A 22,813-nucleotide genomic window follows, 5' to 3' on the forward strand; every position below is an offset into this window, starting at 1 on the left:
AGTAGCTTTCGGTCGATGCCTGCGTGCTGAACTATCTGGAGGACAACGTGCCTGACGCACGCCGTGTGGCGATCCTCGGCGGAAACCGGATCCCGTTCGCCCGGTCCAACAGCCGTTATGCCGACGCGTCGAACCAGGACATGCTGACCGCGGCACTGGACGGCCTGGTCGCGCGGTTCGGCCTGGCCGGCGAGCAGCTCGGCGAGGTGGCCGCGGGCGCGGTCCTCAAACACTCGCGGGACTTCAACCTGACCCGTGAGGTGGTGCTCGGGTCCCGCCTCGACCCGCGCACCCCGGCCTACGACGTGCAGCAGGCCTGCGGCACCGGGCTGGAGACCGCGATCCTGGTCGGCAACAAGATCGCGCTCGGGCAGATCGACGCCGGGGTGGCCGGCGGCGTGGACACCACGTCGGACGCGCCCCTGCAGCTCAACGAGCAGATGCGCCGCACACTGCTGGAACTCGGCCGGGCCCGCTCGTTCGGCGCCCGGGCCAAGGCGGCCGGCAAGCTGCGCCCCCAGCACGCGTTCCAGCCGGAGCTTCCGCGCAACTCCGAGCCGCGGACCGGCCTGTCGATGGGTGAGCACGCGGCCCTGACCGCGCTGAAGTGGGACATCGGCCGGGGCGAGCAGGACGAACTCGCCCACACGTCACATCAGCGGCTCGCGGCGGCGTACGAGAGAGGCTTCTTCGACGATCTTCTGACGCCGTTCCTGGGGCTGACCCGGGACCAGAACCTGCGTCCCGACACCACGCTGGAGAAGCTGGCGTCGCTGAAGACGGTCTACGGCAGCGACGAGCCGACGATGACGGCGGGCAACTCCACCCCGCTGACCGACGGCGCCGCCACGGTCCTGCTGGCCTCCGAGGAGTGGGCGGCGTCGCGTTCGCTCACCCCGCTCGCGTTCCTCACCGATTCGCAGACCGCCGCCGTCGACTACGTGCACGGCGACGAGGGCCTGCTGATGGCGCCCGCCTACGCGGTGCCCCGGCTGCTCGCGCGCAACGGCCTGACCCTGCAGGACTTCGACTTCTACGAGATCCACGAGGCGTTCGCGTCGCAGGTGCTGTCGACCCTGGCGGCCTGGGAGTCCACCGAGTTCTGCAAGACGCGGCTCGGTCTGGACGGCCCGCTCGGCGCGATCGACCGGTCCAGGCTGAACGTCAACGGCTCCTCGCTGGCGGCGGGCCACCCGTTCGCCGCGACCGGCGGCCGGATCGTCGCCACCCTGGCCAAGCTGCTGGCGGAGAAGGGCTCGGGCCGCGGCCTGATCTCCATCTGCGCGGCCGGCGGCCAGGGCGTGGTCGCCATCCTGGAGCGCTGATCAGGGCAGGTTCGGGTTGTGCTGGGCCGGGACGTGCGGCAGCGCCGGGCCCAGCACCAGCGTGTCGTCGTCGTCCCCGGGCGGCACCATGAACCGGGACGGGTCGTGCCGGGCGGCGGACAACTGCTGCTGCCGCCAGCGCTGCATCACCGTGGACGCCACCTGCCGCTGCACCTCGACCACCTCCTGCACGTACGCGTCGACGGACGCCCGTTCCGCTGCCTGCCGCGCCTGCCGTTCGTAGGCGGCCAGGTCCTCCTCCGCACCCATCTCCCCGGCCACCCGGTCGTGCACCAGTTCGTCCTTGCGGTCACGCAGCCGGTCGTAGACGCTCGGCACCCCCGCCCCCAGAAGAATCTTGAAGACCACCGGGAGTACCTCGAACGCGGCCAGGAACAGGATCAGCACCAGGTGCGCCAGGCCCATGGTGAGGTCCTTGTCGCCGAGCCGGCCCAGCGCGTTCATCCGGGCGAGCAGGCCGCTGTTCTCCTGTTCGGAGGCGCCGAACTCCTGCTGTGCGGCCTCCTTGGCGGCGACCGCCGCGGCCAGCGTCTCCCGGGTGGCGGCCAGGTCGGCGCGCATCCGGGTGAGGGTGCCGGCCCGGGTGCCGTGCGCGGTCTTCTCGGCCGCCGCCAGCACCTCCCGGCTCTCGGTCTTCTCCTGCGCGAGACGGTTCCGCTCCCGGACCTTCGCCTGGTACGACGGCCCGGTGCCGCGCTGCCTGCTGCCGCACCGGCCGTCCTGTTCGCAGAGCACGGCGTCGGCCGCCTCCTGGTGGGCCTTGCTCGCCGCCTGGTAGGCGGTCCGGGCCTGCGCCACCGCCGGGTCGCCGCTCACGTCCGGCCCTCGGTCCAGGTCGGCCTGCATGGTCTGCACGGTCTCGCTGAGCGCCGGTATCCGGGTGAACCGGGCGTCGGAGGCGAGCAGCCGCGCGAACGAGTCCTGCGCCTCCCGCTGCATCACCCGCAGCTCGGCGTTGATCTCGTCCTGGAACACGCGCAGCGTCAGCGGCGTGGACACCACCAGCCCGATCAGCACGCCGAGCAGCACCCGGGGCGCGGCGAGCAGCATGTTCTGCCGCAGCGTCGCGTGCCGCTGCGTCCCGGAGATCAGCCAGCGGTCCAGGTTCATGATCGCCGCACCCCAGGCCAGCGCGAGCAGCACACAGAGCGGGATCGGCAGGTCCATCGCCATGTTCAGGGCGAAGCCGCAGGAGAGCGCGCTCAGCATCGAGGTGGTGAGCACCGCGCCACCGAGGCCGGCGTACTTGACCCGCTCCCCGTGCGGACAGGCCCGGAGGAGCTCCGGGTCCGCGCCGGACAGCCAGATCAGAGGTTGTGACGTCAAGGATCGTGCCTTTCGAGGTCGCTGCGGCGGGGGAAGGCCGGGCAGGTGGGGCGCGGCGGGGCGGTGGACGGGGGCCGGGCCGGTGGGACGTGGCGGCCGGGCATCGGCGGCGGCGCGTGGTGCCGCATCACCGGCGGTGCGGCGGCCCGCAGACGGCTGTCGCCCGGCTCGCCGCCGCCGGGGGTGAACGCGAGCGGGAACCGCACGTCGGGCATCGGCATCGGCGCCACCCGGACCACCTCGATGCGGCCGGTCGCGGCCTCGATCGCGCCGCACGGGCCGATCGCGCGCAGCAGCACCCGGCGGGGCCGGTCCACGACCACCTCGACACTTCCCGCGGCGGCGCCGGACTCCCGGCCGTCGATCAGGATCCGGTGGGCGAACCGGGTCTGCCAGGAGACCGTGACGGTGTCGCCGGCGAGCACACAGCCCCGGTCGGCGTGCAGGGCGACGATCGCCGGCTGCCCGATCCAGGAGGCCAGCACGGCGAGCCACTCGGCCGCCGCCGGCCGGGCCCGTGGATCGTCGCGGCCCTGCTGGAAGGCCCGGGCGAACAGGGTGACCAGGTCGCCGGGCAGGGCCTGCAGCGCCGCCGAGTAGGCGACGGCGAACGGGGCGAAAGCCGCCAGGCGGTGCTGGGGCCAGGTGTGCGCGGCGAGATACTCGTCGATGGTGCGCGGGCTCAGATCGGCGAGGAAATGGTACGGGTGAAAGCCCGTCAGCAGCAGATGGACCGTCACGGCGAGCGACCACCGGTCGGCGTACGCGGTGATCGCCTCCGGGTGCTCGCCGAGACCGTCGTACGCCTCGGGCGCCAGATGACCGGCGGCCACCCCGGCGGCCAGCGGGGACCGGCCGGGCCGCACCGTCACCGATTCGGTCTCGGCGATCCGCACCCCGCGGTCGGTGACCCGCAGCAGCACGGTGGACGCGTTCAGCCCGCCGAACGCCGCGCCCGCGTCGTGCAGGTCCCGGACGGCGCCGGCCACCGCGTACGCCAGTTCGAGCCGGATCCGCGGCGGCATCCCGTCGAGCAGCGTGTCGTGCAGGGTGCGGAAGCCGTCCGCGTACGGGTCGGGCGCCAGCATCACCGAGCGGGTCCGCCCGTCCGGCAGGTCCACCTCACCGTGCCAGACCGCGGCGGCCGCGAACCCCGCCGGCAGCGGCCCGGTCCGGCCGTCCAGCGCCCGGTGCAGGTCCTCGACGTGGTCGCCGGAGCGGTCACCGGGCACCGGGAAGCCGACCAGCAGCGGCGGGGCCGTCGCGCCGTCCACGGTCTCCAGCTCGTACTGGTAGGTGCCGAGACCGGCCGGCCGGAACCGGAAACCGAGCGTCGCGCCCGGTCCGGGTAGTCCCACACCCCGGCTGGTGCGCACGGACCGGACCCGGGCGTACCGGGTGGTGAGTGCGTTCACCCCAGCAGCTCGATCCGCCGTCGCCCGGCACGCAGCCCGGCGAGCCCCGTCCACCAGCATTCGGCCAGGTCGTCGCCGGGTTCCGCGGCGGTCAACCCGATCCGCAGGTCGTCCGGGCACTCCGGTCGCCCGCCCGGCGCGACCAGGGCCAGCACGTCGACGCTGCCGGGCAGGCCGGCCGGGACCGTGGCCAGGAACTCGGCGGCCAGCCCGGCCAGCGCGACGGTGACACCGTCCGGGTCCGGCCGTCCCGGGCCGGCCGCGCGCAGGTCCCACGGGACGGGTGTGCCGACCGGGATCAGCCGGATCTCGTGTTCGCCGGCGACGACGGCGGCGTACCGGTGGTCGGTGCCACCCGGACCGGCGGCGAGCCGGGCCATCACGGCGCCGGCCGCGTCGGACGCCTGCCGCCGGATCGCCGGGACGGCCGTCAGCGTGCCGTCGAACGCGAACACGACCAGGCGGAACGCGGACGCCGGAACCGGACGGGCCCGCGGGTCAGGCGGGAATCCAGCCATCCGGGCCGCGCCTCCATCCCGTCTCGCGTGACCCGTCGCCGGGCGGCCCCGGGACGGTGCCGGGCAGCGCCGGCATCGGCCGGTAGCCGAGCAGGCCGCGCAGGTGGAACAGCCAGGTCCGGGCCGCGGGACGGCCCTGCGGCGCGCCGTCCAGGGACAGCCGCAGCAGCGCGAGGCCACCCGGGTCGAGCACCCCCGCGGCGGTCTGCCAGTCCCGGTTCAGCGACGCACCGGGGCCGGGGAGCAGACAGCGCAGCACGAAGAGGCCGAGCTTGTAGCGGTCGGTGGCGGCGCTCTGCCCACCGGTCTCCGGCGGGTTCCAGTCCGGGCTGTGCAGCTGCCGGTTCACCGCGGAACTGCCGCTCATCCGGGTCGCGTCGCAGTCCACCAGGAACACCGACGGGTACGGCCGCAGCCGGTACAGCACGTTGCGGGTGGAGACGTCCCCGTAGACGATCCGCGCGCCGTGCAGCAGCGACAAGGCGAACGCGAACCGCTCGCAGATCCGCAGCCGGGTCGTCAGGTCGCCGTCGGCCGGTACGTCCACCCGGTGCCGGCGGGCCCGCGCCGGGTCGGCGATCAGGTGCTGCACCTCCCGGGCCACCCGTTTGCGGGCGCCGGACGGCAGCGTCATCTCCTCGAAGTAGTCGTCCGGGATCAGCCGCATCAGCACCCCCGCCGCCTGCCCGGCCGTGCCGGTCACCACGTGCAGCGGCCACGCCGCCAGCTCGTCCAGGGCGGCCCGGCGCTGCGCCACCATCCGCTGCCGGACACCGACCAGCTTCACCAGGCCACCGAGCGACACGGCCGGTCCGGCCGGCCGGTACTCCTTGAAGACCAGATCTCCGGGTACGCCCGGAAGCCGGAACGCCTCGAGCCGGCGGATCACCCCGTTCGCCCCGGAACTCAGCGTGCTCATCGGTCCGAGCACCGAGGCGTCGACGACCGTGTTCACCCGGGGTCCCGCGCGCCGGACGGCCAGACCGCGACCACCGTCCGGTCGTCGTCGTAACTGCGCCTGCCGAAACCGACCTGCTCGGTGAAGAGCAGCGGCGGGGGCGGGCGCCGCCACCAGCCGGCCAGCCGGGCCGCCACCTCACCCTGCCCCGGGCCGAGCGGGTCGCCGGTGCCGTCGGTCATCACCAGCAGCGTCCAGTCGTCCGGCACCGGGCAGCAGGCGTGCGGCAGGTCGGCCGGGTCCCGGGGGACCTGCGGGAGCGCGACCACACCGGACGAGCCGACCTCCTCACCGAACCCCTTGATCGCGGACAGGTTGTGCCAGCCACCGGCCGGGTCCAGCGCCCAGACCGGCGAGTCGCCGAGCCACGCGACCTGCACCTCCCGGACCGCACCGAGCGCCGGTCCGACCGGGCACACGAGGAACGTCGCCGTGGTGGCCATCGCCGCGGCGACCTCCTCCTCGGACGGGGCGGTCGCGGCGTACCGGGCGGGTTCGGCACGGCACAGGCTGCGGGCGCCCTCGGCGATGATGGTCCCGGCCAGCGCGGTGAAGATCTCCGGCCAGGGCAGGCTCCCCGGCGCGACACCGGAGTCCAGCCGCCGGGCGACGTCGCGGGGGCCGCGCCGGGCCACGAACGAGGCGGCCACGTGCGACAGCGGTCCGGCCGAGACGCCGTCGGCGACGGCCACGATCAGGAACCGCTCGTCGGCGGTGACGGCCAGGCCGTACGCGTCCTGCCGGGGTGCACCGGATTCGCGGTGCGACAGGCCGCGGACGCTCGCCGCCCGCACGTCCAGCGCGCCGGCCGTGCCGTGGTCGCTCACCGTGTCCGGTGGCTGCGACGGGTCGGCGCGCAGGCGGGGGCGCACCTCGGCGTGTGCCCGTCCGGGGTCGCCGATCGTCGAGGGCGGGCGTGACGCGTCCGGGTCGGCGGGCCGGTGCTTGTCGGGGAGCAGCACCGGCCAGATCTCGGCCGTCTCGGCCGGCTCGACGCTCTGCCCGGCCTTCTCGCCCGTCGCGCCGGGACCGGGTGCCGCATGCCGGGGCGGCTCGGATGCCGCGTGGCGGGGCGGGGAGTCCCACGGGCCGGGCCGTGACACGCTGAGGTCGGCCATCAGTCCAGCCAGTCGTCGTCGACGTCGATGCCGGACGGCAGCCGGCTCGCGTCGGGCAGGACGAACCCGGACTCGCCGTCGACCGCGCTCTGCCCGGAGGCCAGCACCGACGAGATCAGCACCTCGGCCATCGCCTTGATCGCCTCGGCCGCGTCGGCGCCGTTGCTCATCATGTACAGCTTGCTCTTGCCGTACGGGTGCACCAGCCGGCGCATCGTGTCCCGCCCGGCGTCGCCGACCCCGCACGGCACCACCACCGGATACCACTGGAAACCGGTGCGGGTGGTCCGGTCGTACGCGGTCAGCGCGGTGAAGTCGGCCTCCCAGCCGTGGCGCGGCTCGCCGTCGCTGAGGAAGAACACGGCCGGCCGGTGCACCTTGAAACCGTCCGCGCGCAACTGGCCCACGTCCTGCTGGATCCGCTCGCGCAGGGTCCGGAACGCGGCGCCGAAGTCGGTGCCGCCGCGCACGGTCAGTTTCGGCAGCACGTCCTCGCCGGCCATGTCGGAGAGCGGCAGCACCACCTGCGCGTCGTCGGAGAAGTCGAGCACGCCGAAACGGACCTTGTCCGACAGGATCGGGGCCTGGGCGAGGGCGTCGGCGACCGCCGGAAGTATCAGGTTCGCCTGGTCGATCCGGTGGCCGGACATCGAGTACGAGACATCGACGACCAGGTAGAACGGCAGAAGGATTCCCTTGTCGGGCACGGCGGAAGCTCCTCGGCGGGCGAGGTCGTGATGGTCATGGACGGGCACGAAACCCTTCGTGGATGCGCTCGTTGATTGAACGTCAACCGTAGAAACGGTCTGGCGCAGCTATGGCGCACACGCATCAGGGGAACGGGTGGCGGTGACCGACGAACCGGGACGGCAGTCGATCTGTGCGTCCCATCTGCGTGACCTGCTGACGGGTCCGTACCGGCATGTCTGGCTGCGGATGGTCGACCGGGAGGGGCCCGCGGAGATCCATTTCAGCGCGGTGGCGAAGGTGCTGGCCCGGACCGCGGAGCGGGACAGTCCCGACGGCGCTCACCATCGTGGACTGCGCGACCGGGTGCGGCGGGCGCTCGCCCAGGACCGGCTCAGCGCGTCCACGCTGGACCTGTTCATCCGCGGGTTCGGCATCCGCGGTCCGGAGGCGGCCCGGCTCTGGCAGCTGCTGCTGGGCGGCCCGGCCGAGATTCCCGCCCCACGCCCGGCACCCGAACAGGCCCGGGTGCGGTGATCTCAGGTTCCCGACGCGATCTGCCGCTGCGGTGATCTCAGGTTCCTGGCACGATCTGCCGCTGCGGCGTCGCAGGTCCGCTGCCGGGCCTGGGTGCCGGTGCACGTCACCGGCTTCACCAGGGAACTCCGGGCACCGGGCAGGGTGCGCCGGTGCCCGGAGGCTCCACCACGTGAGGGGTCAGGCGGGGGTGCAGGTGGGGGTGGTGCCGGGTGCGGTGCCGGTGCCCTGGAAGCCGAACTCGGTGCTGCCGCCCGCCGTGAGCCGCCCGTTGTAGGAGGCGTTCGTGAACGTCACCGTGCCGCTCGTGCCGGCGGCCGTCGCGTTCCAGGTGCTCGTCACGGCGCTCCCGCCGGGCAGCGTCGCCGCGACCCGCCAGCCGGTGATCGCGGCGGTGCCCGCGGTCACCTTCACCGTGGCGACGAAACCGCCGGTCCAGGCGTTCACCGAGACCGTCGCCGAGCAGGCGCCGGCCGGCACCGAGGTGGACGGGGTCGGTGATGTGACCGGCGGCGACGAGACCGGCGGCGACGACGGGGTGACCGTGCCGCCCAGGGCGTTCAGGACCGCGGTGTACGCCGCCTTCGGGTTCCCGTTGCCGTCGAAGAGCAGGGGGGTGCCGCTGGCTCGCCACGAATCGGTGTCCCGGATGCCCCAGACGGTGATGCCGTTGCAGCGGGTCACCGCGAGGCAGGCGCGGGTCACCGCCGCGAAGCTGTCCGCCTGTGCGGTGCCGGAGCCCTCGATGTCGAGTTCGGTGATCTGCACGTCGACGCCCAGGTTCGCGAAGCGCTGCAGGTTGGCCTGGTAGTCCGCGGGCAGCGGGGACGCCGCGTTGAAGTGCGACTGGAAGCCGACGCAGTCGATCGGCACGCCGCGGGCCTTGAAGTCCTGGACCAGCGCGTACACCGCGTTGCTCTTCGCGTTCTGGCCGTCGGTGTTGTAGTCGTTGTAGCAGAGTTTCGCGGCCGGGTCGGCGGCCCGCGCGGTGCGGAACGCCACCTCGATCCAGTCGTTGCCGGTCCGTTGCAGGTTGGAGTCGCGGCGGGCGCCGGTCGAGCCGTCGGCGAACGCCTCGTTGACCACGTCCCACGAGTCGATCTTGCCGCGGTAGTGGGTGGCGACCTGGTTGACGTGGTTGACCATGGCGTTGCGCAGCGCGGTGCCGCTCAGGTTCTGCGCCCAGGCCGGCTGCTGCGAGTGCCAGGCCAGAGCGTGTCCACGGATCTTCTGGCCGTTGGCGATCGCCCGGTTCACGATCGTGTCGGCCGAGGTGTAGCTGAACGTGCCCTGGGACGGCTCGGTGGCGTCCCACTTCATCTCGTTCTCCGGTGTGACCGAGGTGAACTCGCGGTCGAGGATCCCGGCGTAGACCGTGTCGGACAGTTTGTAGGCGGCGACCGCGGTGCCGAAGTAGCGGCCCTGTGCGGCGGCGGCCGCGCCGAGGGTGGTGGCCGCGTCGGCGGTGGGGGTGAGGGCGGCGAACGTGCCCGCCGCGACCAGCCCGGAGGCCAGCGCGGCGAACACGGTGCGGGGACGGGTCATGAGGTTCTCCAGCGGGGGTCTGGAAGCGCCGACAGGCCATCGACGTTTGTCGAAACGCTACCGACATGTTCCGGAAACCTCAACCGGTTCAGTCATGATCGTCCCAGCTCAGCGGCACCGAAAGTTTCGGACCCGGATCAGGAGGCGGCGGACAGCACGGCGGCCACCGCCGCGGCGGCAGCGGCCGCGTCGTCGCCGGTGGCGTGCACGACGACCGTCGTCCCGGCGAGCGCGCCCAGCGCCATCAGCCGCAGAGCGCTGCGGGCGTCGGCGGAACGCTCACCGTGGCGTACCTCCAGAAGAGCCTGGAAGCGGGCCGCGGCCCGGACCACCTCCCCGGCCGGACGGGCGTGCAACGCGGCCGGCAGCACCACCGGGATCTCAGAACTTGCCGACATCGCGGGCCTCCCTCGCGGCCGCGGCGACCGTCTCGAGATCCGCGCCGGTGGAGGCCAGCACCGCCGCGGCGACCGCGCCCTCCACGAACGGCGCGTCCACCAGCACCGGGCCGGGCGGCAGATCCTCCAGAACCGTGCGGGTGGTCAGCACCGCACTGCCCAGATCGGCGAGGATCACCACCCCGGCCCCGGTCTCCGCACGCCGGACCGCGGCGGCGATCAACGACGAACTGGTCCCGAGACCACCGTCGTCGGTGCCTCCGGCCGGCTCCACGCGCACCTCATCGGTCGCGACCTGCGCGAGCAGATCACCGACACCCTCCGCGAGACGGGGGCTGTGCGACACCAGAACGATCCCAACGAGCGCCATGCCACGCAATGGTATTGGCCTGATCGCCCGGCGCGACCATGCTGCAGGGAAAGCATGCTCCACGAGAAGGAGAGGCGCCGACTGTGAAGAAGTTCATCAATGACCCCGCCGACGTGGTCGCCGAGGCGCTGACCGGGCTCGCCGCCGCCCATCCCGAACTGCGCGTCGACCTGACCGAACGGTTCATCACCCGGGCCGGCGCGCCGCGGGCGGGACAGGTCGCGCTGGTCTCCGGCGGCGGCTCCGGGCACGAGCCCCTGCACGGCGGATTCGTCGGCCCCGGCATGCTCGACGCGGCCTGCCCCGGCGAGATCTTCACCTCGCCGGTGCCGGACCAGATCATCGCGGCCACCCGGGCGGTCGACGGCGGCGCGGGCGTGGTGCACGTGGTCAAGAACTACACCGGCGACGTGATGAACTTCCAGCTCGCCGCGGAACTCGCCGCCGACGAGGGGATCGCCGTCGAGACCGTGCTGGTCGACGACGACGTGGCGGTGCGGGACTCGACCTGGACGGCCGGGCGCCGCGGCACCGGCGCCACCCTGCTGGTGGAGAAGATCGCCGGCGCCCGTGCCGCCGAGGGCGCGGACCTGGCCGCGGTGGCGGCGGTCGGACGCGCGGTCAATGCCGCTTCGGCCTCTTTCGCGTACGCGCTGAGCGCCGGAACCACCCCCGCCGCCGGCCGTCCCGGATTCGACCTGCCGGACGACGAGATCGAGGCCGGGGTCGGAATCCACGGCGAACCGGGGCGCCGCCGGGAGAAGCTGCGGCCCGCACGGGCACTGGTGCACGACGCCCTGGACGCCATCCTGGACGCGAAGGAGTTCCCGGACCGGGTGATCGTGCTGGTCAACGGCCTCGGGGCGACCCCGCTGATCGAGCTTTACCTGGTCTACGGCGAGGTCGCCGCGGTCCTGGCCGACCGGGGCGTGACGATTGCCCGCCGGCTGGTCGGCAACTACGTGACCAGCCTGGACATGGCCGGCCTGTCGATCACCCTGACCGCCGTGGACGACGAGATGCTGCGGCTCTGGGACGCCCCGGTGAACACCCCCGGCCTGCGGTGGGGTGCCTGATGGACGTCGCCCTCGCCTGCGCCTGGCTGCGCGCCACGGCCGGTGCCGTCACCGCCGAAGCCGACCGCCTGACCCGCCTGGACGCCGCGATCGGCGACGGCGACCACGGGGTGAACCTGACCCGGGGTTTCGCCGCGGTCATCTCCGGACTGGACGGCACCCCACCGGCAACCGTCGCCGAGGTGCTGGTCAAGGCCGGCTCGACGCTGATCTCGAAGGTGGGCGGCGCGTCCGGCCCGCTGTACGGCTCCGCCCTGCGGGCCCTCGGCAAGGCGCTCCCGTCCGGCACCACGGTGACACCCGAAGAACTCCTGACCGGCCTGCACGCGGGACTCGACGCGGTGCGCGCACTGGGCGGGGCCGCGCCGGGGGACAAGACCATCGTGGACGCGTACGCCCCGGCGCTGGAGGCCTTCGCCGCCGCGGTGGCCGCCGGATCCGGTCTGGCGCAGGCGACCGCGGCCGCGGCCCGGGCCGCGGAGGAGGGCGCGGCGGCCACCACCGCGATGACGGCACGCAAGGGACGCGCATCCTATCTGGGCGAACGCAGCGTCGGACACCAGGATCCGGGCGCCACCTCGACCGCGTTGATCTTCCGGGCTCTGGCCGGGGTCGCCGAGGGCTAAACCACGCCACCCCGGTGCCGATTCATCCCGCCGAGTCGTACGGATGATCTGAGGGGCGAACATATGGGTCTGGGTGGGTTGTTCGACAACCGCTCTCTGCGGACGAAGATCGGTGCTGCGGCGCTCACGGCGGCCGTCAGCGGAGCGATCGTCGGCACGGTGGCGATCTCCACGGTCTTCCGCCTGAACAGCGATGCGGCTCAGGCCCAGCGCCAGACGATGGCGATCGAACAGGCGGTGGGCTCGTTCAGCAAGAACATCGAGTCGTACGTCGGCAACTCGAACTCGATCAAGCTGTACCCGGACCTGGCATCCGACCTCAAGAAGCTGATGACGCAGAACGAGAAGGCCGTCGACGCGGCCCTCGCCTCGCTGGGCACCACCCTGCCGGGCGACGCGACGGTGGCCGGGGCGAAGAAGCACTGGGCGAGCTTCACCGAGCTGGTGGCCACCGACCGGACCGGCGCGAGCGCGGCGGAGCTGACCCAGGCGCTGACCGACTACGTCGCGCTGCACGACGCGCTCACCGCCGACCAGACCGCCCTGCAGGAGAGCGCCACCGCGATCTCCGACCAGAACATCAAGGACGCGGATGCGGCGGGACGGCAGGCCGCGTACCTGATCGGTGGTCTGCTCCTGGCCGGTGTGCTGCTCAGCCTGGCGCTGAGCTGGCGGGTGGCGAAGGTCGTCGGCGACACGGTGCACGGGGTGTCCCGGCTGGCCGAGGGGCTCGCCGAAGGCGACCTGACCCGCACCTCCGGGGTCCGCACCCAGGACGAGATCGGCCGGATGGCCGCCTCCCTGGACCGCGGCATCGCCCGGCTCCGCGAGGACGTCGTGCGACTCGCCGGCAACGTCAGCACGGTCCAGTCGGCGGCCGGGCAGCTCAGCTCGGTCGCGGTGGCCGTCGACTCGGCCGCCAACGACTCGTCGCAGCAGGCCGGCAACGTCGCGCAGGCGGCCGAGGTGGTCAACAACAACCTGCAGGTGGTCTCGGCCGGCTCGCAGGAGATGGGCTCGGCGATCCGCGACATCAGCGCCTCGACCGCCGCGGCGACCGAGGTGGCCGCCCAGGCCGTGCAGGTGGCCTCGGCGACCAACGAGATCGTGGCCCGGCTCGGCTCCTCGTCCGAGGAGATCGCCACCGTGGTCAAGGTGATCACCAGCATCGCCGAGCAGACCAACCTGCTCGCCCTCAACGCGACCATCGAGGCGGCCCGGGCCGGCGAGGTGGGCAAGGGCTTCGCGGTCGTCGCCGGCGAGGTCAAGGACCTGGCCCAGGAGACGGCGAAGGCGACCGAGGACATCTCGCAGCGGGTGCAGACCATCCAGGCGGACACCTCCGGCGCGGTCACCGCGATCGGCGAGATCTCGGCGATCATCGAGCGGATCAACAGCCTGCAGCTGACCATCGCCTCCGCGGTGGAGGAGCAGACCGCGACCACGCAGGAGATGAACCGGACCCTCTCCACGGCCGCGGTCGGCGCCGGCGAGATCCAGAAGACGATCACCGGCCTCAACCAGGCGGCCCGCCGGACCACCGACACCGTCGGCGACACCCGGCACGCGGCCGAGGAGCTGACCACGACGGCGGCCCAGCTGCAGGCGGTGGTCTCCCGCTTCCGCTACTGAGCCTGGCGTAACGACGCTTGTGGATGTCAAGGTGAAGGCATGTACCCGCCTGAGCCTTGGCATCTGCGCGGTCAGATGTACCTCTCGATCTTCCTGGTCCCCCGGGCGGCGCTCCCCGCGCTGCCCGCGGTCCTGAACGCGACGGTCTCCCCGGTGACCGTCGCGGGCCGGGCCGCCGTCGGCGCCGCCTGGGTTCACTACGAACCCGGCGGCGTTCTGCATTACCGGGAACTCCTCAGCGCCGTGCTGGTCCACGAGCGCGGCCGGCCCCGGGTCAGCATCACCGACATCTGGGTGGACAGCATGGCCTCCCGGGAGGGCGGCCGGCGACTGTGGGGCATCCCCAAGGAGATGGCCGAGCTGCAGATCTCCTCCTCGGCGGCGGCGGTGTCCGCCTTCGCCTCCGCCGCGTCCGCGCCCATCGGCTCCGCGACGGTCCGGCTCGGGCGGCAGCTGCCCGGCCGGGTCCCGGTGGCCTTCTCCGTCGCCCAGGCGCTCGGCGGTCAGGTCCGGCGCACACCGGTGCGAGGCCGTGCCGGATTGCGTACGGGGAAAGCGGCGTGGCGTCCCGATCCGGCCGGGCCCCTCGGCTACCTGGCCGGACGGCGTCCCGTACTGACCCTCGCGGTCACCGACTTCTATCTGGTGTTCGGCCGGACCGCCCGGGAGCGCGCCGCCGCCCGGGAGCGCTTCACCCCCTGAACAGGGCCCGCGGGTACGGTTCGGCAGGACAGACCGCCGCCGACCGCGACCGAGGAGCACCATGACCGCCGGCCACGACCACCATCACCATGCCCCGGGCCGGTCGCCGGTCCTCCCACACGCCCGCCGGCTCACACTGTTCCTGCTGATCCCGGCGGTGCTGCTCACCGCGCTGGGCATGCTGCTGCTCTGGCCGCACGACACCCCGCAGGCCACCGAGGGCGACGGTCCGCTGCGGGTCACCGGCGAGGTCGTCCGGGTCGTGGCGCAGGAGTGCGCCCCGGTGCCCGAAGGCGACACCCCGGAGGAGAACTGCGGCACGGTCACCGTCCGGGTCACCAGCGGCGTCGACGACGGCAAAGAGATCACCACCGACGTCCCGAGCGGCCCGGGCGCGCCGGAGGTCGAGGCCGGCGACGAGGTGACCATGCTGGCCCTGGAGAGCGACGACGGCGGCTACCAGTACTCGATCTCCGACCACGAACGGTCCCGCGAACTGTGGCTGCTCGGCGCCGCGTTCGCCCTGGCGGTGGTGGCGTTCGGCCGATGGCGGGGGCTGACCGCGCTGGCCGGGCTGGCGGTAACCTTCGTCATCCTGCTCTTCTTCATCGTCCCGGCGATCCTGGACGGCCGGTCGCCGATCATGGTGGCGGTGGTCGGCTCCGCCGCGATCATGCTGATCGTGCTGTACCTGACACACGGCCTCAGCACCACCACACACATCGCGGTCGCCGGCACCCTGGCCAGCCTGGCGATCACGACGGTGCTGGCCGAGGTGGCCACCGGGGCGGTGACCCTCTCCGGGGTGGCGGACGAGACCTCGAACTACCTGACCATCACCCAGTCCGAGGTGAACATGCGCGGCCTGCTGCTGGCCGGCATCGTGATCGGCTCACTGGGGGTGCTCGACGACGTGACGGTCACCCAGTCGGCGACGGTCACCGAACTCGCCATCGCCAATCCGGCGTACGGTTTCCGCCGCCTCTACGGTGCGGCGACCCGGATCGGCCGCGCCCACATCGCCTCGGTGATCAATACGATCGTGCTGGCGTACGCGGGCGCCTCCCTGCCGTTGATGTTGCTCTTCGCGGCGGGCAACACCCCGGTCGGCGAACTCCTCACCTCCCAGATGATCGCCCAGGAACTGGTCCGGAGTGCGGTCGGCACGATCGGCCTGGTCGCCGCGGTCCCGATCACCACGGCCCTGGCCGCCTTCGTGGCGTCCCGCGAGCCCCTCCCGGCCGCCGCCAGCACCGCCGCCGACGCCCCCGCCACCGGTGGCATCGCGGCGGATGACGCCTCCTCGGCCGAGGTCACACCGGCCGCCGAGGGGAACGGCCGCAGACCGCCCACCGAGGACCCGTGGGCGGCCTTCGTCGACCGCGACCGCTGACGCTGCTTCGATACATGCATCAGTCCATGCCGGTCTTTGGTGAGCTCGTCGCGGCGGTTCCAGCCCCGGTCGCGGACCAGGTGGGAGCGGATCGCCCCGGACGCCGACCGCGACCGCACTGCTGATCGGGCCGCTGTTCTTCTGAGTGCTCAGCGGACGCGACCCGGCCCGCCTCGACCTGGCCCGCCTCGACCTGGCCCGCCTCGACCTGGCCCGCCTCGACCTGGCCCGCCTCTACCCGGCAGAGCCGGCCCGCGTCTTCCTGGCGGAGATCGGCCGGAGCCCGCGGCCGGGTGAAGAACGGGGCTTTCGTCGTCGCCCGGGTGCCGCCGACGGCCCCTCAACGATGATCTGAGAGACGGCACTCAGGCGAGAGCGGCCAGCACCGACTTAGTGGTTTCGGCGATCAGGGCGTCGGCGGAGCCGGCGTTCTCGGCGGTACGGCGGGAGAGGACGGCCAGAACGATCGGGCTGCCGGCCGGCGGGTGGAGGACGGCGATGTCGTTGCGGGTCCCGTACCCGCCCGCCCCGGTCTTGTCGGCCGCCGTCCAGCCGTCCGGGAGGCCCGCCCGGATGTACGGCCCGCCGGTCGTGTTGGCCCGCATCCACCCGTCCAACAGCCGCCGGCGGTCGGGGGTCAGGGCGTCGCCGAGCAGCAGGCTCTGCAGGTCGGCGGCGAGGGCCCGGGCGGTGCTGGTGTCCCGGGTGTCGCCGGGCGCGGCCTCGTTCAGGTCCGGTTCGATCCGGTCGACGCTGGTGGTGGTGTCGCCGAGAGCGCGGAGTTCCCGTTCCAGGCCGTCCGGGCCGTCGATCGTGGCGAAGAGCAGGTTCGCGGCGGTGTTGTCGCTGTACCGCAGGGACGCGTCGAGCAGGTCCCGCACCGTCATGCCGGTGGCCACATGCTTCTCGGTGATCGGAGCGTGGGCCAGCAGATCCCGCTTCCGGTACGTGACCACCCGGTCCAGGTCGGCGTCCGAGGCGATTCGCAGCACCACCCCGGCCTGCAGCGCCTTGAACGTGGAGGCGTGGGCGAAACGCTCGTCCGCCCGATGGGTGACGACCCGGCCGGTGCCGGTGTCCACGGCGTAGACGCCGAGGCGGGCCCCGTAGCGTTCCTCCACCGTACCGAGATCGACAGTGACCGGGCTTGCCGTGACCGGGCTTGCCGTGACCGGGACTCCGGCGGACGGGGCCGTGAAGTCCCGACCGGACACGACCGGCGCCGGTTCGGACGGGGAGTCCGGGGTGGCACATCCGGCCGCAGCGAGTGGGAGGGCGAGGGCCAGAGCGGGGAGCAGGACGGCGTGGCGCATGCCCCGAGCATCTGACGATCACCGGTCGTCGTCAAAACGAGGGCGATCACCGGCCGTCGTTGAACGAGGGGCGCCCACCGGCCGCGACAGAAGGAGGCCCCGGAACAGGGCGCCCGATGCCGCTCAGCTTAATTTGATCAACGCCGTCGCCAGTAGCCATGCGATCCACTTCGCCGCGGCGCCTCGTCGGCCGTTGACAGTGGCAGTCACATCAGGGCAGCTCAGCCGCCTGTCGCAGCGCGGGGTCGCATCCAAGGTCAACGTAAGCTGAGTGGCATCGCGCAATCGCCGGCCGTCGTCCGTGGTCGTTGTCGGTTCGCGGGTGGACCGTTGTCGACGGCTGTGCTGGTCGGGCCGTCGACTGCGGTTGTTCGGGTGGGCGGGAATCAGCTGTGGGTGACGGCTCGGGGTGTCCCGGCCGTCGTCCGTGGTCGTTGTCGGTTCGCGGGTGGACCGTTGTCGACGGCTGTGCTGGTCGGGCCGTCGACTGCGGTTGTTCGGGTGGGCGGGAATCAGCCGTGGGTGACGGCTCGGGTGACCCAGCCGTCGACCACGGTCGCTCTCGACTCGCGGACGGACCATGACCGACGGCCGGGGGTGGCCAACGGCTGGGATGACCGACGGCTGGGATGACCGACGGCTGGGATGACCGACGGCCGGGGTGGACCGACGGCCGGGGGTGGCCGGAACACCACTCGACCTCTTCCGATCTCGGCGACGGCCCCGGGGGAGGCCGCGAGTGACTTCAACGGCGCCGACGCGCGAGGTGACCGGAGACGGCGCTCGGAGACGGCGACCGGAGACGCGACCGGAGACGGCGCTCGGCAGACGTGAAGAGACGTGATGGCTGCCGCAGCGAAGTCGACGGTCAAAATCATGATCAACCTAAGGGGGAGTGACGTCGACAGGGTGCCCGCCGGTGGCCGGCCCGCGCCGGCCACCTTTTCGCGAGTGGTCAGCACTTCTTCCAGGCGACCCGGTAAAGGGTGTTGATGGCGGCGTCGGTGGCGTCCATCGAAAGGAAGCTCAGCTCGCTGCGGGTGTCCGATGAACCGCGGTTGACCCGCAATTCCGTGTTGATGTTCAGGAAACGGCGTTCGCCGCAGTTCAGGTAACTCAGGCTGGTGATCCCGACGCTGTCGGTGTGCTGCCAGTTCCGCTCCATCGGGCCGCGGAAGTCGTGCGCGATCCGGGTGCTCTGGGAATGGCCCTGGAAGTAGTAGTTGGCGGCCGACTGCCCGTATGAGCCGCGCTGCAGACTGGCGAATCCACGGTAGTCGGCGCTGGCGATGGCGAACGTGAATCCGGACGGCACCTTGATGTCCAGGGCGAGTTGGCAGTTCTTGCGGAAGTCGAGCGGTTTGGCGCCCGGGCCGACCTGGGCCGTGTACTCCGAGTAGGTCACGGTGAAGGCCCGGTTGTCCGGCGAGACCGTGATCTGGGCGGTGTTGTCCGGGCAGCCGGAGCCGTTCGCGGACACCACGTCGATGATCATCATCTCGTTCGGTGTCGGGTCGGCCGGGGCCGCCTGGACCGGTGCGGACATCGCCAGAGTGGACAGAAGGGCCGCGCCGGTGGTCAGTGCACGCAACATGAGAATTACCCCCGTGTTTCTCGTGAATCGCTTTTGTGGATGTGAATACTCTTCGAAAAGAACAATCATTTCCACGACTCACCCTAGCGATCCGGGCAACCGGTGTGACGGGTGCCGGAAACAGCCGTACTCCCGTTGCGCAAAGGCGGCCATTCGGTCTGATTTCCCGAATGGCCGCCCAGCTCACGAGGATATGTGCTATCCGGCGTTCTCCGCGGCGAAGTCGGTCGCCTGCTGGATGAACTTGTTGTAGTCCAGGTGCGCGGCGAGACTGGTGCCGCCCTGGCAGAACCGGTCGTTGCGGTTGCAGAACGACCGGGTCCGGTCGGCGACCGCGTCGAGGCTGCCGGCCCGCCGGGCGAAGATGCCCGACCGGTTGCCGTCGGTCACGTTGAAGTCCTCGCCGGCGGTGAAGGTCGGGTCGCCGAACAGGATCACCGACGAGATCTTTCCGACCAGTTCGTCGGAGAGTTCGCCGGTGATCGCGTCACCGACCACGTCGGCGCCCTGGGAGTACCCGGCGAGGACGAACGTCGTCTGTGGACAGGCCGCCGCGGTGTCCTCCATCTTCTCGGTCAGGTCGGTGACGCCCTGGCGGACGCTGGCGTTGTAGTTGAAGTTCGCCGGGTAGTCGACCGGGGTGGCGCGCACGGTCTGCGGCAGGTCGCTCACGATCCGGTCGGCGAGCGGCCCGATCAGTACCCCGAAGCCGGGGCGTTCGGTGGTGCCCCGGGCGCCGAGGAGTTGTACGTCGGCGCATTCGTTGCGGGGTGCCTCGGCGGCGAAGGTGAGCGGGGCGACCGCGAGGCCGCCGACCGTCACCGCACCCGCCGCCACCAGGGTAGCCATCTTGCGCTTGCGCATCTGGACGTCCTTCCGTGGATGACCGACAGTTCTTGCACTCGGTACGCAAAAACTCGGCGCCACGGATCGGTGGTTCACCCGGACGGGTATCCCGATCGATACGCCGGTCCCGATCCGGCGAGGCGGGCAGCAATGGTGCATAAGTGGACGCTTATCCGCGTACCCCTAGAGGGAAAGGCGCTGCGTGAGCGTGGTGTGGCGTCTCCCCGCACCGACCGTGCGCACCGCGGCGGCGAGGGCCCGGCGCGACCCCACCAGCACGACCAATCGTTTGGCCCGGGTGATCGCGGTGTAGAGCAGGTTGCGCTGCAGCATCATCCACGCGCTGGTGGTGATCGGGATGACCACGGCGGGGTACTCCGAGCCCTGCGACCGGTGAATGGTGATCGCATAGGCGTGTACCAGTTCGTCGAGCTCGTCGAAGTCGTAGTCGATGATCTCGTCCTCGTCGGTACGCACGGTGAGCGTCTGCTCCTCCGGCGACAGTGCCGTCACCACGCCCACCGTCCCGTTGAAGACCCCCGCGGCGCCCTTGTCGTAGTTGTTGCGGATCTGGGTGACCTTGTCGCCGACCCGGAACACCCGGCCGCCGAACCGTTTCTCCGGCAGGCCCTCCCGGCCGGGGGTGAGCTGCTGCTGGAGCAGGGTGTTGAGCGCTCCGGCCCCGGCCGGCCCGCGGTGCATCGGGGCGAGGATCTGCACGTCCCGGCGTGGGTCGAGGCCGAACTTGCGGGGGATGCGGGTGCACGCGACGTCCACGGTGAGGCCGGCGGTCGCCTCGGTGTCGTCGCTGGCGAACAGGAAGAAGTCCTGCATGCCGTCGAGCAGCGGCGGCCGGCCCCGGTTGACCCGGTGTGCGTTGGTGACCACGCCGCTCTCCGCGGCCTGCCGGAAGATCTGGGTGAGCCGGACCCGGGGGATCGCGTCGGCGGCCAGCAGGTCGCGCAGCACCTCACCGGCGCCCACCGACGGCAGCTGGTCGACGTCACCGACCAGCAGCAGGTGCGCGCCCGGCGGGATCGCCTTGACCAGCTTGTTCGCCAGGATCAGGTCGAGCATGCTGGCCTCGTCGACGACCAGCAGATCGGCGTCGAGCGGGTTGTCCCGGTCATAGGTGGCGTCGCCGCCGGGCTGGAGTTTGAGCAGCCGGTGCACGGTGGCGGCGGGGTGTCCGGTGAGTTCGGCGAGGCGTTTGGCGGCACGGCCGGTCGGGGCGACGAGCTGGATCTTCGCTTTCTTGGCGGCGGCGAGTTCGACGATCGAGCGGACGGTGAAGCTCTTGCCGCAGCCGGGGCCGCCGGTCAGGACGGCGACCTTCCTGGTGAGGGCGAGTTTGACGGCCTCTTCTTGACCTTCGGCGAGCGAGTTGCCGGTTCGCTGGTGGAGCCAGGCGAGGGCTTTGGCCCAGTCGACGTCGTGGAAGTGCGGCATCCTGTCCGATTCATCGGACAGAAGTTTCAACAAGCTGCTGGAGAGCGACAATTCAGCACGGTGGAACGGCACCAGGTAGACGGCGTCGTCCTCGCGGATCACGCCCTCCTCCTCGACCAGCGAAGCCAGGCACGACGGCACCAGTCCGCCGGGAACATCGAGGATCTTGGCGGCCTCGGCGATCAGGTCGTCGGCCGGCAGGAAACAGTGCCCGTTGTCGGTGGCCTGCGACAGGGTGTACTGCAGACCGGCTTTCACCCGTTGGGGACTGTCGTGCGGGATGCCGACCGCCTGCGCGATGGTGTCCGCGGTCTTGAAACCGATTCCCCAGACGTCCGAGGCCAGCTTGTACGGTTCGTTGCGCACCACCGAGATGCTGGCGTCGCCGTACTTCTTGTAGATCCGGACCGCGATCGAGGTGGACACGCCCACCCCCTGGAGGAAGACCATCACCTCCTTGATCGCCTTCTGCTCGGCCCAGGCCGCGGTGATCTTCGCGGTACGTTTCGGGCCCAGGCCGGCGACCTCGATCAGCCGGTCCGGGGCGTCCTCGATGATGTCCAGGGTGTCCAGTCCGAAGTGGTCCACGATCCTCTCGGCGAAGACCGGGCCGATCCCCTTGACCAGTCCCGATCCCAGGTAACGCCGGATGCCCTGCACCGTCGCGGGCAGGATCGTGGTGTACGAGATCACCTCGAACTGCCGCCCGTACTGCGGATGCGACGACCACCAGCCGGACAGCCGCAGGCTCTCGCCGGGCTGGGCCCCGAGCAGCGCGCCGACCACGGTGAGCAGGTCGTCGCCGCGGCCGGTGGCGACCCGGGCGACGGTGTACCCGGTCTCCTCGTTCACATAGGTCAGGCGTTCCAGCACCGCTTCCAGAACGTGCGGGTCCTTCTGTGGTCGTCCGGGCACACAGCCATCGTCTCGCGAGGTCTGGAATGACGGCGCGGCAGGGCCTAGCGTGATCGGGTATGGCGCTCTTTGACCTTCCGCTTCCCGAGCTGCGCACGTACCGGTCGGCCGGCGTCGAGCCCGACGGGTTCGGCGACTTCTGGACCGGCACCCTCGCCGCGGCACGCCGGGCCGCCACCGCGGCGAAGGTGACCGAGGTGGTCACGCCGTTGCGCGGCATCACCACCTACGACGTGACCTTCAGCGGGTACGCCGGCCAGCCGGTCAAGGCCTGGCTGAACCGTCCGGCCTCGGCGTCCGGCCCGCTGCCGGTCGTGGTCGAGTTCATCGGTTACGGCGGTGGCCGTGGCCTGCCGATCGACTGGCTGACCTGGGCCAGCGCCGGGTACGCCCACCTGGTGATGGACACCCGCGGACAGGGCGGCTCGTGGCGGTCGGGGGACACCCCGGACCCGGACGAGTCGGGCGGCGGACCGTCCTCGCCGGGGTTCATGACCCGCGGTGTGCGGTCGCCGGAGACGTACTACTACCGGCGGCTGTTCACCGACGCGGCGCGGGCGGTGGAGGTCGCGGCGGAGTTGCCGGGAGTGGACGCCTCGCGTCTGGTCGTCACCGGCAAGAGCCAGGGCGGCGGGTTGTCGCTGGCAGCCGCCGGTCTGGTGCCGGATCTGGTGTCCGCGGTGGTGTCCGGGGTCCCGTTCCTCTGTGACATCCGCCGGGCGATCACGATCACCGACAGCCACCCGTTCGGTGAGGTGACCCAGTTCCTGCGGGCCAATCCGCATCTGGCGCGGGAGACCCTGGAAACGCTCGATCACATCGACGTCGTCCACTTCGCCAAGCGGATCACCGCCCCGACGATCGTCTCGGTGGCCCTGATGGACGCGGTCTGCCCGCCGTCGACGGTCTTCGCGGCGTACAACGCGGTCGCCGCACCGAAGCAGATCGAGGTCTACGAGTGGGACGGCCACGAGGGTGGCCGGGGCTTCTTCGACATCGCGGCCCTGGAGTTCGTCGAGGACCGGTTGTCCTGAAAAGATCGGGCCGGC

At 71.8% G+C, this 22,813-nt stretch carries 22 protein-coding genes; 9 read left to right on the forward strand and 13 right to left on the reverse strand.

Annotated elements, in window-relative coordinates; all coding sequences use genetic code 11:
• Positions 1–47: 47 nt before the first annotated feature.
• A complete protein-coding gene (locus tag QSK32_RS01265; RefSeq protein WP_045744206.1) occupies positions 48–1,325 on the forward strand; it encodes an acetyl-CoA C-acetyltransferase in 1,278 nt (425 codons plus the stop codon).
• On the opposite strand, the gene QSK32_RS01270 is transcribed toward QSK32_RS01265, so the two are convergent.
• From QSK32_RS01270 to QSK32_RS01295, 6 genes are read right to left on the reverse strand one after another with little or no spacing between them, the layout of a single operon-like run.
• Positions 1,326–2,672 carry a DUF4407 domain-containing protein gene (locus tag QSK32_RS01270; RefSeq protein WP_285470987.1) on the reverse strand — a complete coding sequence of 449 codons (1,347 nt, stop codon included), beginning with the start codon at positions 2,670–2,672 and terminating at the stop codon, positions 1,326–1,328.
• Positions 2,669–4,087, reverse strand: coding sequence for a hypothetical protein (locus QSK32_RS01275; protein WP_285470988.1), 1,419 nt, complete (start codon positions 4,085–4,087; stop codon positions 2,669–2,671). Before QSK32_RS01275 ends, QSK32_RS01270 begins: the two co-directional genes overlap by 4 nt.
• The gene (locus QSK32_RS01280) at positions 4,084–4,605 is read right to left on the reverse strand and encodes a hypothetical protein (protein WP_285470989.1); all 522 of its coding nucleotides are present in this window, start codon (positions 4,603–4,605) and stop codon (positions 4,084–4,086) included. The genes QSK32_RS01275 and QSK32_RS01280 overlap by 4 nt, the downstream gene beginning before the upstream one ends.
• A complete protein-coding gene (locus QSK32_RS01285; protein ID WP_285470990.1) occupies positions 4,586–5,560 on the reverse strand; it encodes a protein kinase family protein in 975 nt (324 codons plus the stop codon). Before QSK32_RS01285 ends, QSK32_RS01280 begins: the two co-directional genes overlap by 20 nt.
• Complete coding sequence (locus QSK32_RS01290; RefSeq protein ID WP_285470991.1) at positions 5,557–6,681, reverse strand: protein phosphatase 2C domain-containing protein; 1,125 nt, start codon at positions 6,679–6,681, stop codon at positions 5,557–5,559. Before QSK32_RS01290 ends, QSK32_RS01285 begins: the two co-directional genes overlap by 4 nt.
• Positions 6,681–7,388, reverse strand: a complete 708-nt coding sequence (locus tag QSK32_RS01295; RefSeq protein WP_045744165.1) for a vWA domain-containing protein — start codon at positions 7,386–7,388, stop codon at positions 6,681–6,683. The genes QSK32_RS01290 and QSK32_RS01295 overlap by 1 nt, the downstream gene beginning before the upstream one ends.
• 142 nt (positions 7,389–7,530) lie before the next feature.
• On the opposite strand from QSK32_RS01295, the gene QSK32_RS01300 reads away from it, so the two are divergent.
• Entirely contained in the window at positions 7,531–7,905 is a 375-nt protein-coding gene (locus tag QSK32_RS01300; protein ID WP_157411188.1) for a hypothetical protein, read from the forward strand.
• 180 nt (positions 7,906–8,085) lie between these two features.
• Here QSK32_RS01300 and QSK32_RS01305 read toward each other — a convergent pair whose 3' ends face one another.
• The 3 genes from QSK32_RS01305 to dhaM all read right to left on the reverse strand — a co-directional run bounded on the left by QSK32_RS01305 (position 8,086) and on the right by dhaM (position 10,218).
• Complete coding sequence (locus tag QSK32_RS01305; RefSeq protein WP_285470992.1) at positions 8,086–9,450, reverse strand: glycoside hydrolase family 10 protein; 1,365 nt, start codon at positions 9,448–9,450, stop codon at positions 8,086–8,088.
• A gap of 137 nt (positions 9,451–9,587) precedes the next feature.
• Positions 9,588–9,848: an HPr family phosphocarrier protein gene (locus tag QSK32_RS01310; RefSeq protein WP_045744162.1), complete on the reverse strand. Its 261-nt coding sequence runs from the start codon at positions 9,846–9,848 to the stop codon at positions 9,588–9,590.
• The gene (gene dhaM / locus QSK32_RS01315) at positions 9,832–10,218 is read right to left on the reverse strand and encodes a dihydroxyacetone kinase phosphoryl donor subunit DhaM (protein WP_045744161.1); all 387 of its coding nucleotides are present in this window, start codon (positions 10,216–10,218) and stop codon (positions 9,832–9,834) included. The genes QSK32_RS01310 and dhaM overlap by 17 nt, the downstream gene beginning before the upstream one ends.
• Positions 10,219–10,301: 83 nt before the next feature.
• Here dhaM and dhaK point away from each other — a divergent pair, with 83 nt between their 5' ends.
• From dhaK to QSK32_RS01345, 6 genes are all read left to right on the forward strand, one after another.
• On the forward strand, positions 10,302–11,294 hold the full coding sequence (gene dhaK, locus QSK32_RS01320; protein WP_285470993.1) for a dihydroxyacetone kinase subunit DhaK: 993 nt from the start codon (positions 10,302–10,304) through the stop codon (positions 11,292–11,294).
• A complete protein-coding gene (dhaL, locus tag QSK32_RS01325) occupies positions 11,294–11,920 on the forward strand; it encodes a dihydroxyacetone kinase subunit DhaL (RefSeq protein ID WP_045744159.1) in 627 nt (208 codons plus the stop codon). Before dhaK ends, dhaL begins: the two co-directional genes overlap by 1 nt.
• 63 nt (positions 11,921–11,983) lie before the next feature.
• Positions 11,984–13,552: a methyl-accepting chemotaxis protein gene (locus QSK32_RS01330; protein ID WP_045744158.1), complete on the forward strand. Its 1,569-nt coding sequence runs from the start codon at positions 11,984–11,986 to the stop codon at positions 13,550–13,552.
• Positions 13,553–13,591: 39 nt separating this feature from the next.
• Positions 13,592–14,254 (forward strand): acetoacetate decarboxylase family protein, encoded by a 663-nt coding sequence (locus QSK32_RS01335; protein ID WP_285470994.1) that lies wholly within the window; start codon positions 13,592–13,594, stop codon positions 14,252–14,254.
• 61 nt (positions 14,255–14,315) lie between these two features.
• Positions 14,316–15,647 carry a YibE/F family protein gene (locus tag QSK32_RS01340; protein WP_045744156.1) on the forward strand — a complete coding sequence of 444 codons (1,332 nt, stop codon included), beginning with the start codon at positions 14,316–14,318 and terminating at the stop codon, positions 15,645–15,647.
• 145 nt (positions 15,648–15,792) lie between these two features.
• Positions 15,793–16,002 carry a hypothetical protein gene (locus QSK32_RS01345; RefSeq protein ID WP_285470995.1) on the forward strand — a complete coding sequence of 70 codons (210 nt, stop codon included), beginning with the start codon at positions 15,793–15,795 and terminating at the stop codon, positions 16,000–16,002.
• Positions 16,003–16,012: 10 nt separating this feature from the next.
• On the opposite strand, the gene bla is transcribed toward QSK32_RS01345, so the two are convergent.
• The 4 genes from bla to recD2 all read right to left on the reverse strand — a co-directional run bounded on the left by bla (position 16,013) and on the right by recD2 (position 21,764).
• Entirely contained in the window at positions 16,013–16,960 is a 948-nt protein-coding gene (gene bla / locus QSK32_RS01350; RefSeq protein WP_285470996.1) for a class A beta-lactamase, read from the reverse strand.
• Positions 16,961–17,915: 955 nt separating this feature from the next.
• Positions 17,916–18,554 carry a DUF4360 domain-containing protein gene (locus QSK32_RS01355; protein WP_045744154.1) on the reverse strand — a complete coding sequence of 213 codons (639 nt, stop codon included), beginning with the start codon at positions 18,552–18,554 and terminating at the stop codon, positions 17,916–17,918.
• Between the two features lie 198 nt (positions 18,555–18,752).
• A complete protein-coding gene (locus tag QSK32_RS01360; RefSeq protein WP_285470997.1) occupies positions 18,753–19,418 on the reverse strand; it encodes a cutinase family protein in 666 nt (221 codons plus the stop codon).
• A gap of 165 nt (positions 19,419–19,583) precedes the next feature.
• The gene (gene recD2, locus QSK32_RS01365; protein WP_045744153.1) at positions 19,584–21,764 is read right to left on the reverse strand and encodes an SF1B family DNA helicase RecD2; all 2,181 of its coding nucleotides are present in this window, start codon (positions 21,762–21,764) and stop codon (positions 19,584–19,586) included.
• Positions 21,765–21,823: 59 nt separating this feature from the next.
• Between recD2 and QSK32_RS01370 the strand changes: the two genes are divergently transcribed.
• A complete protein-coding gene (locus QSK32_RS01370) occupies positions 21,824–22,798 on the forward strand; it encodes an acetylxylan esterase (RefSeq protein ID WP_045744152.1) in 975 nt (324 codons plus the stop codon).
• Positions 22,799–22,813: the final 15 nt, after the last annotated feature.

Origin of the sequence: Actinoplanes sp. NBRC 101535, assembly GCF_030269225.1 — a bacterium.
GTDB classification, from domain to species: domain Bacteria; phylum Actinomycetota; class Actinomycetes; order Mycobacteriales; family Micromonosporaceae; genus Actinoplanes; species Actinoplanes rectilineatus.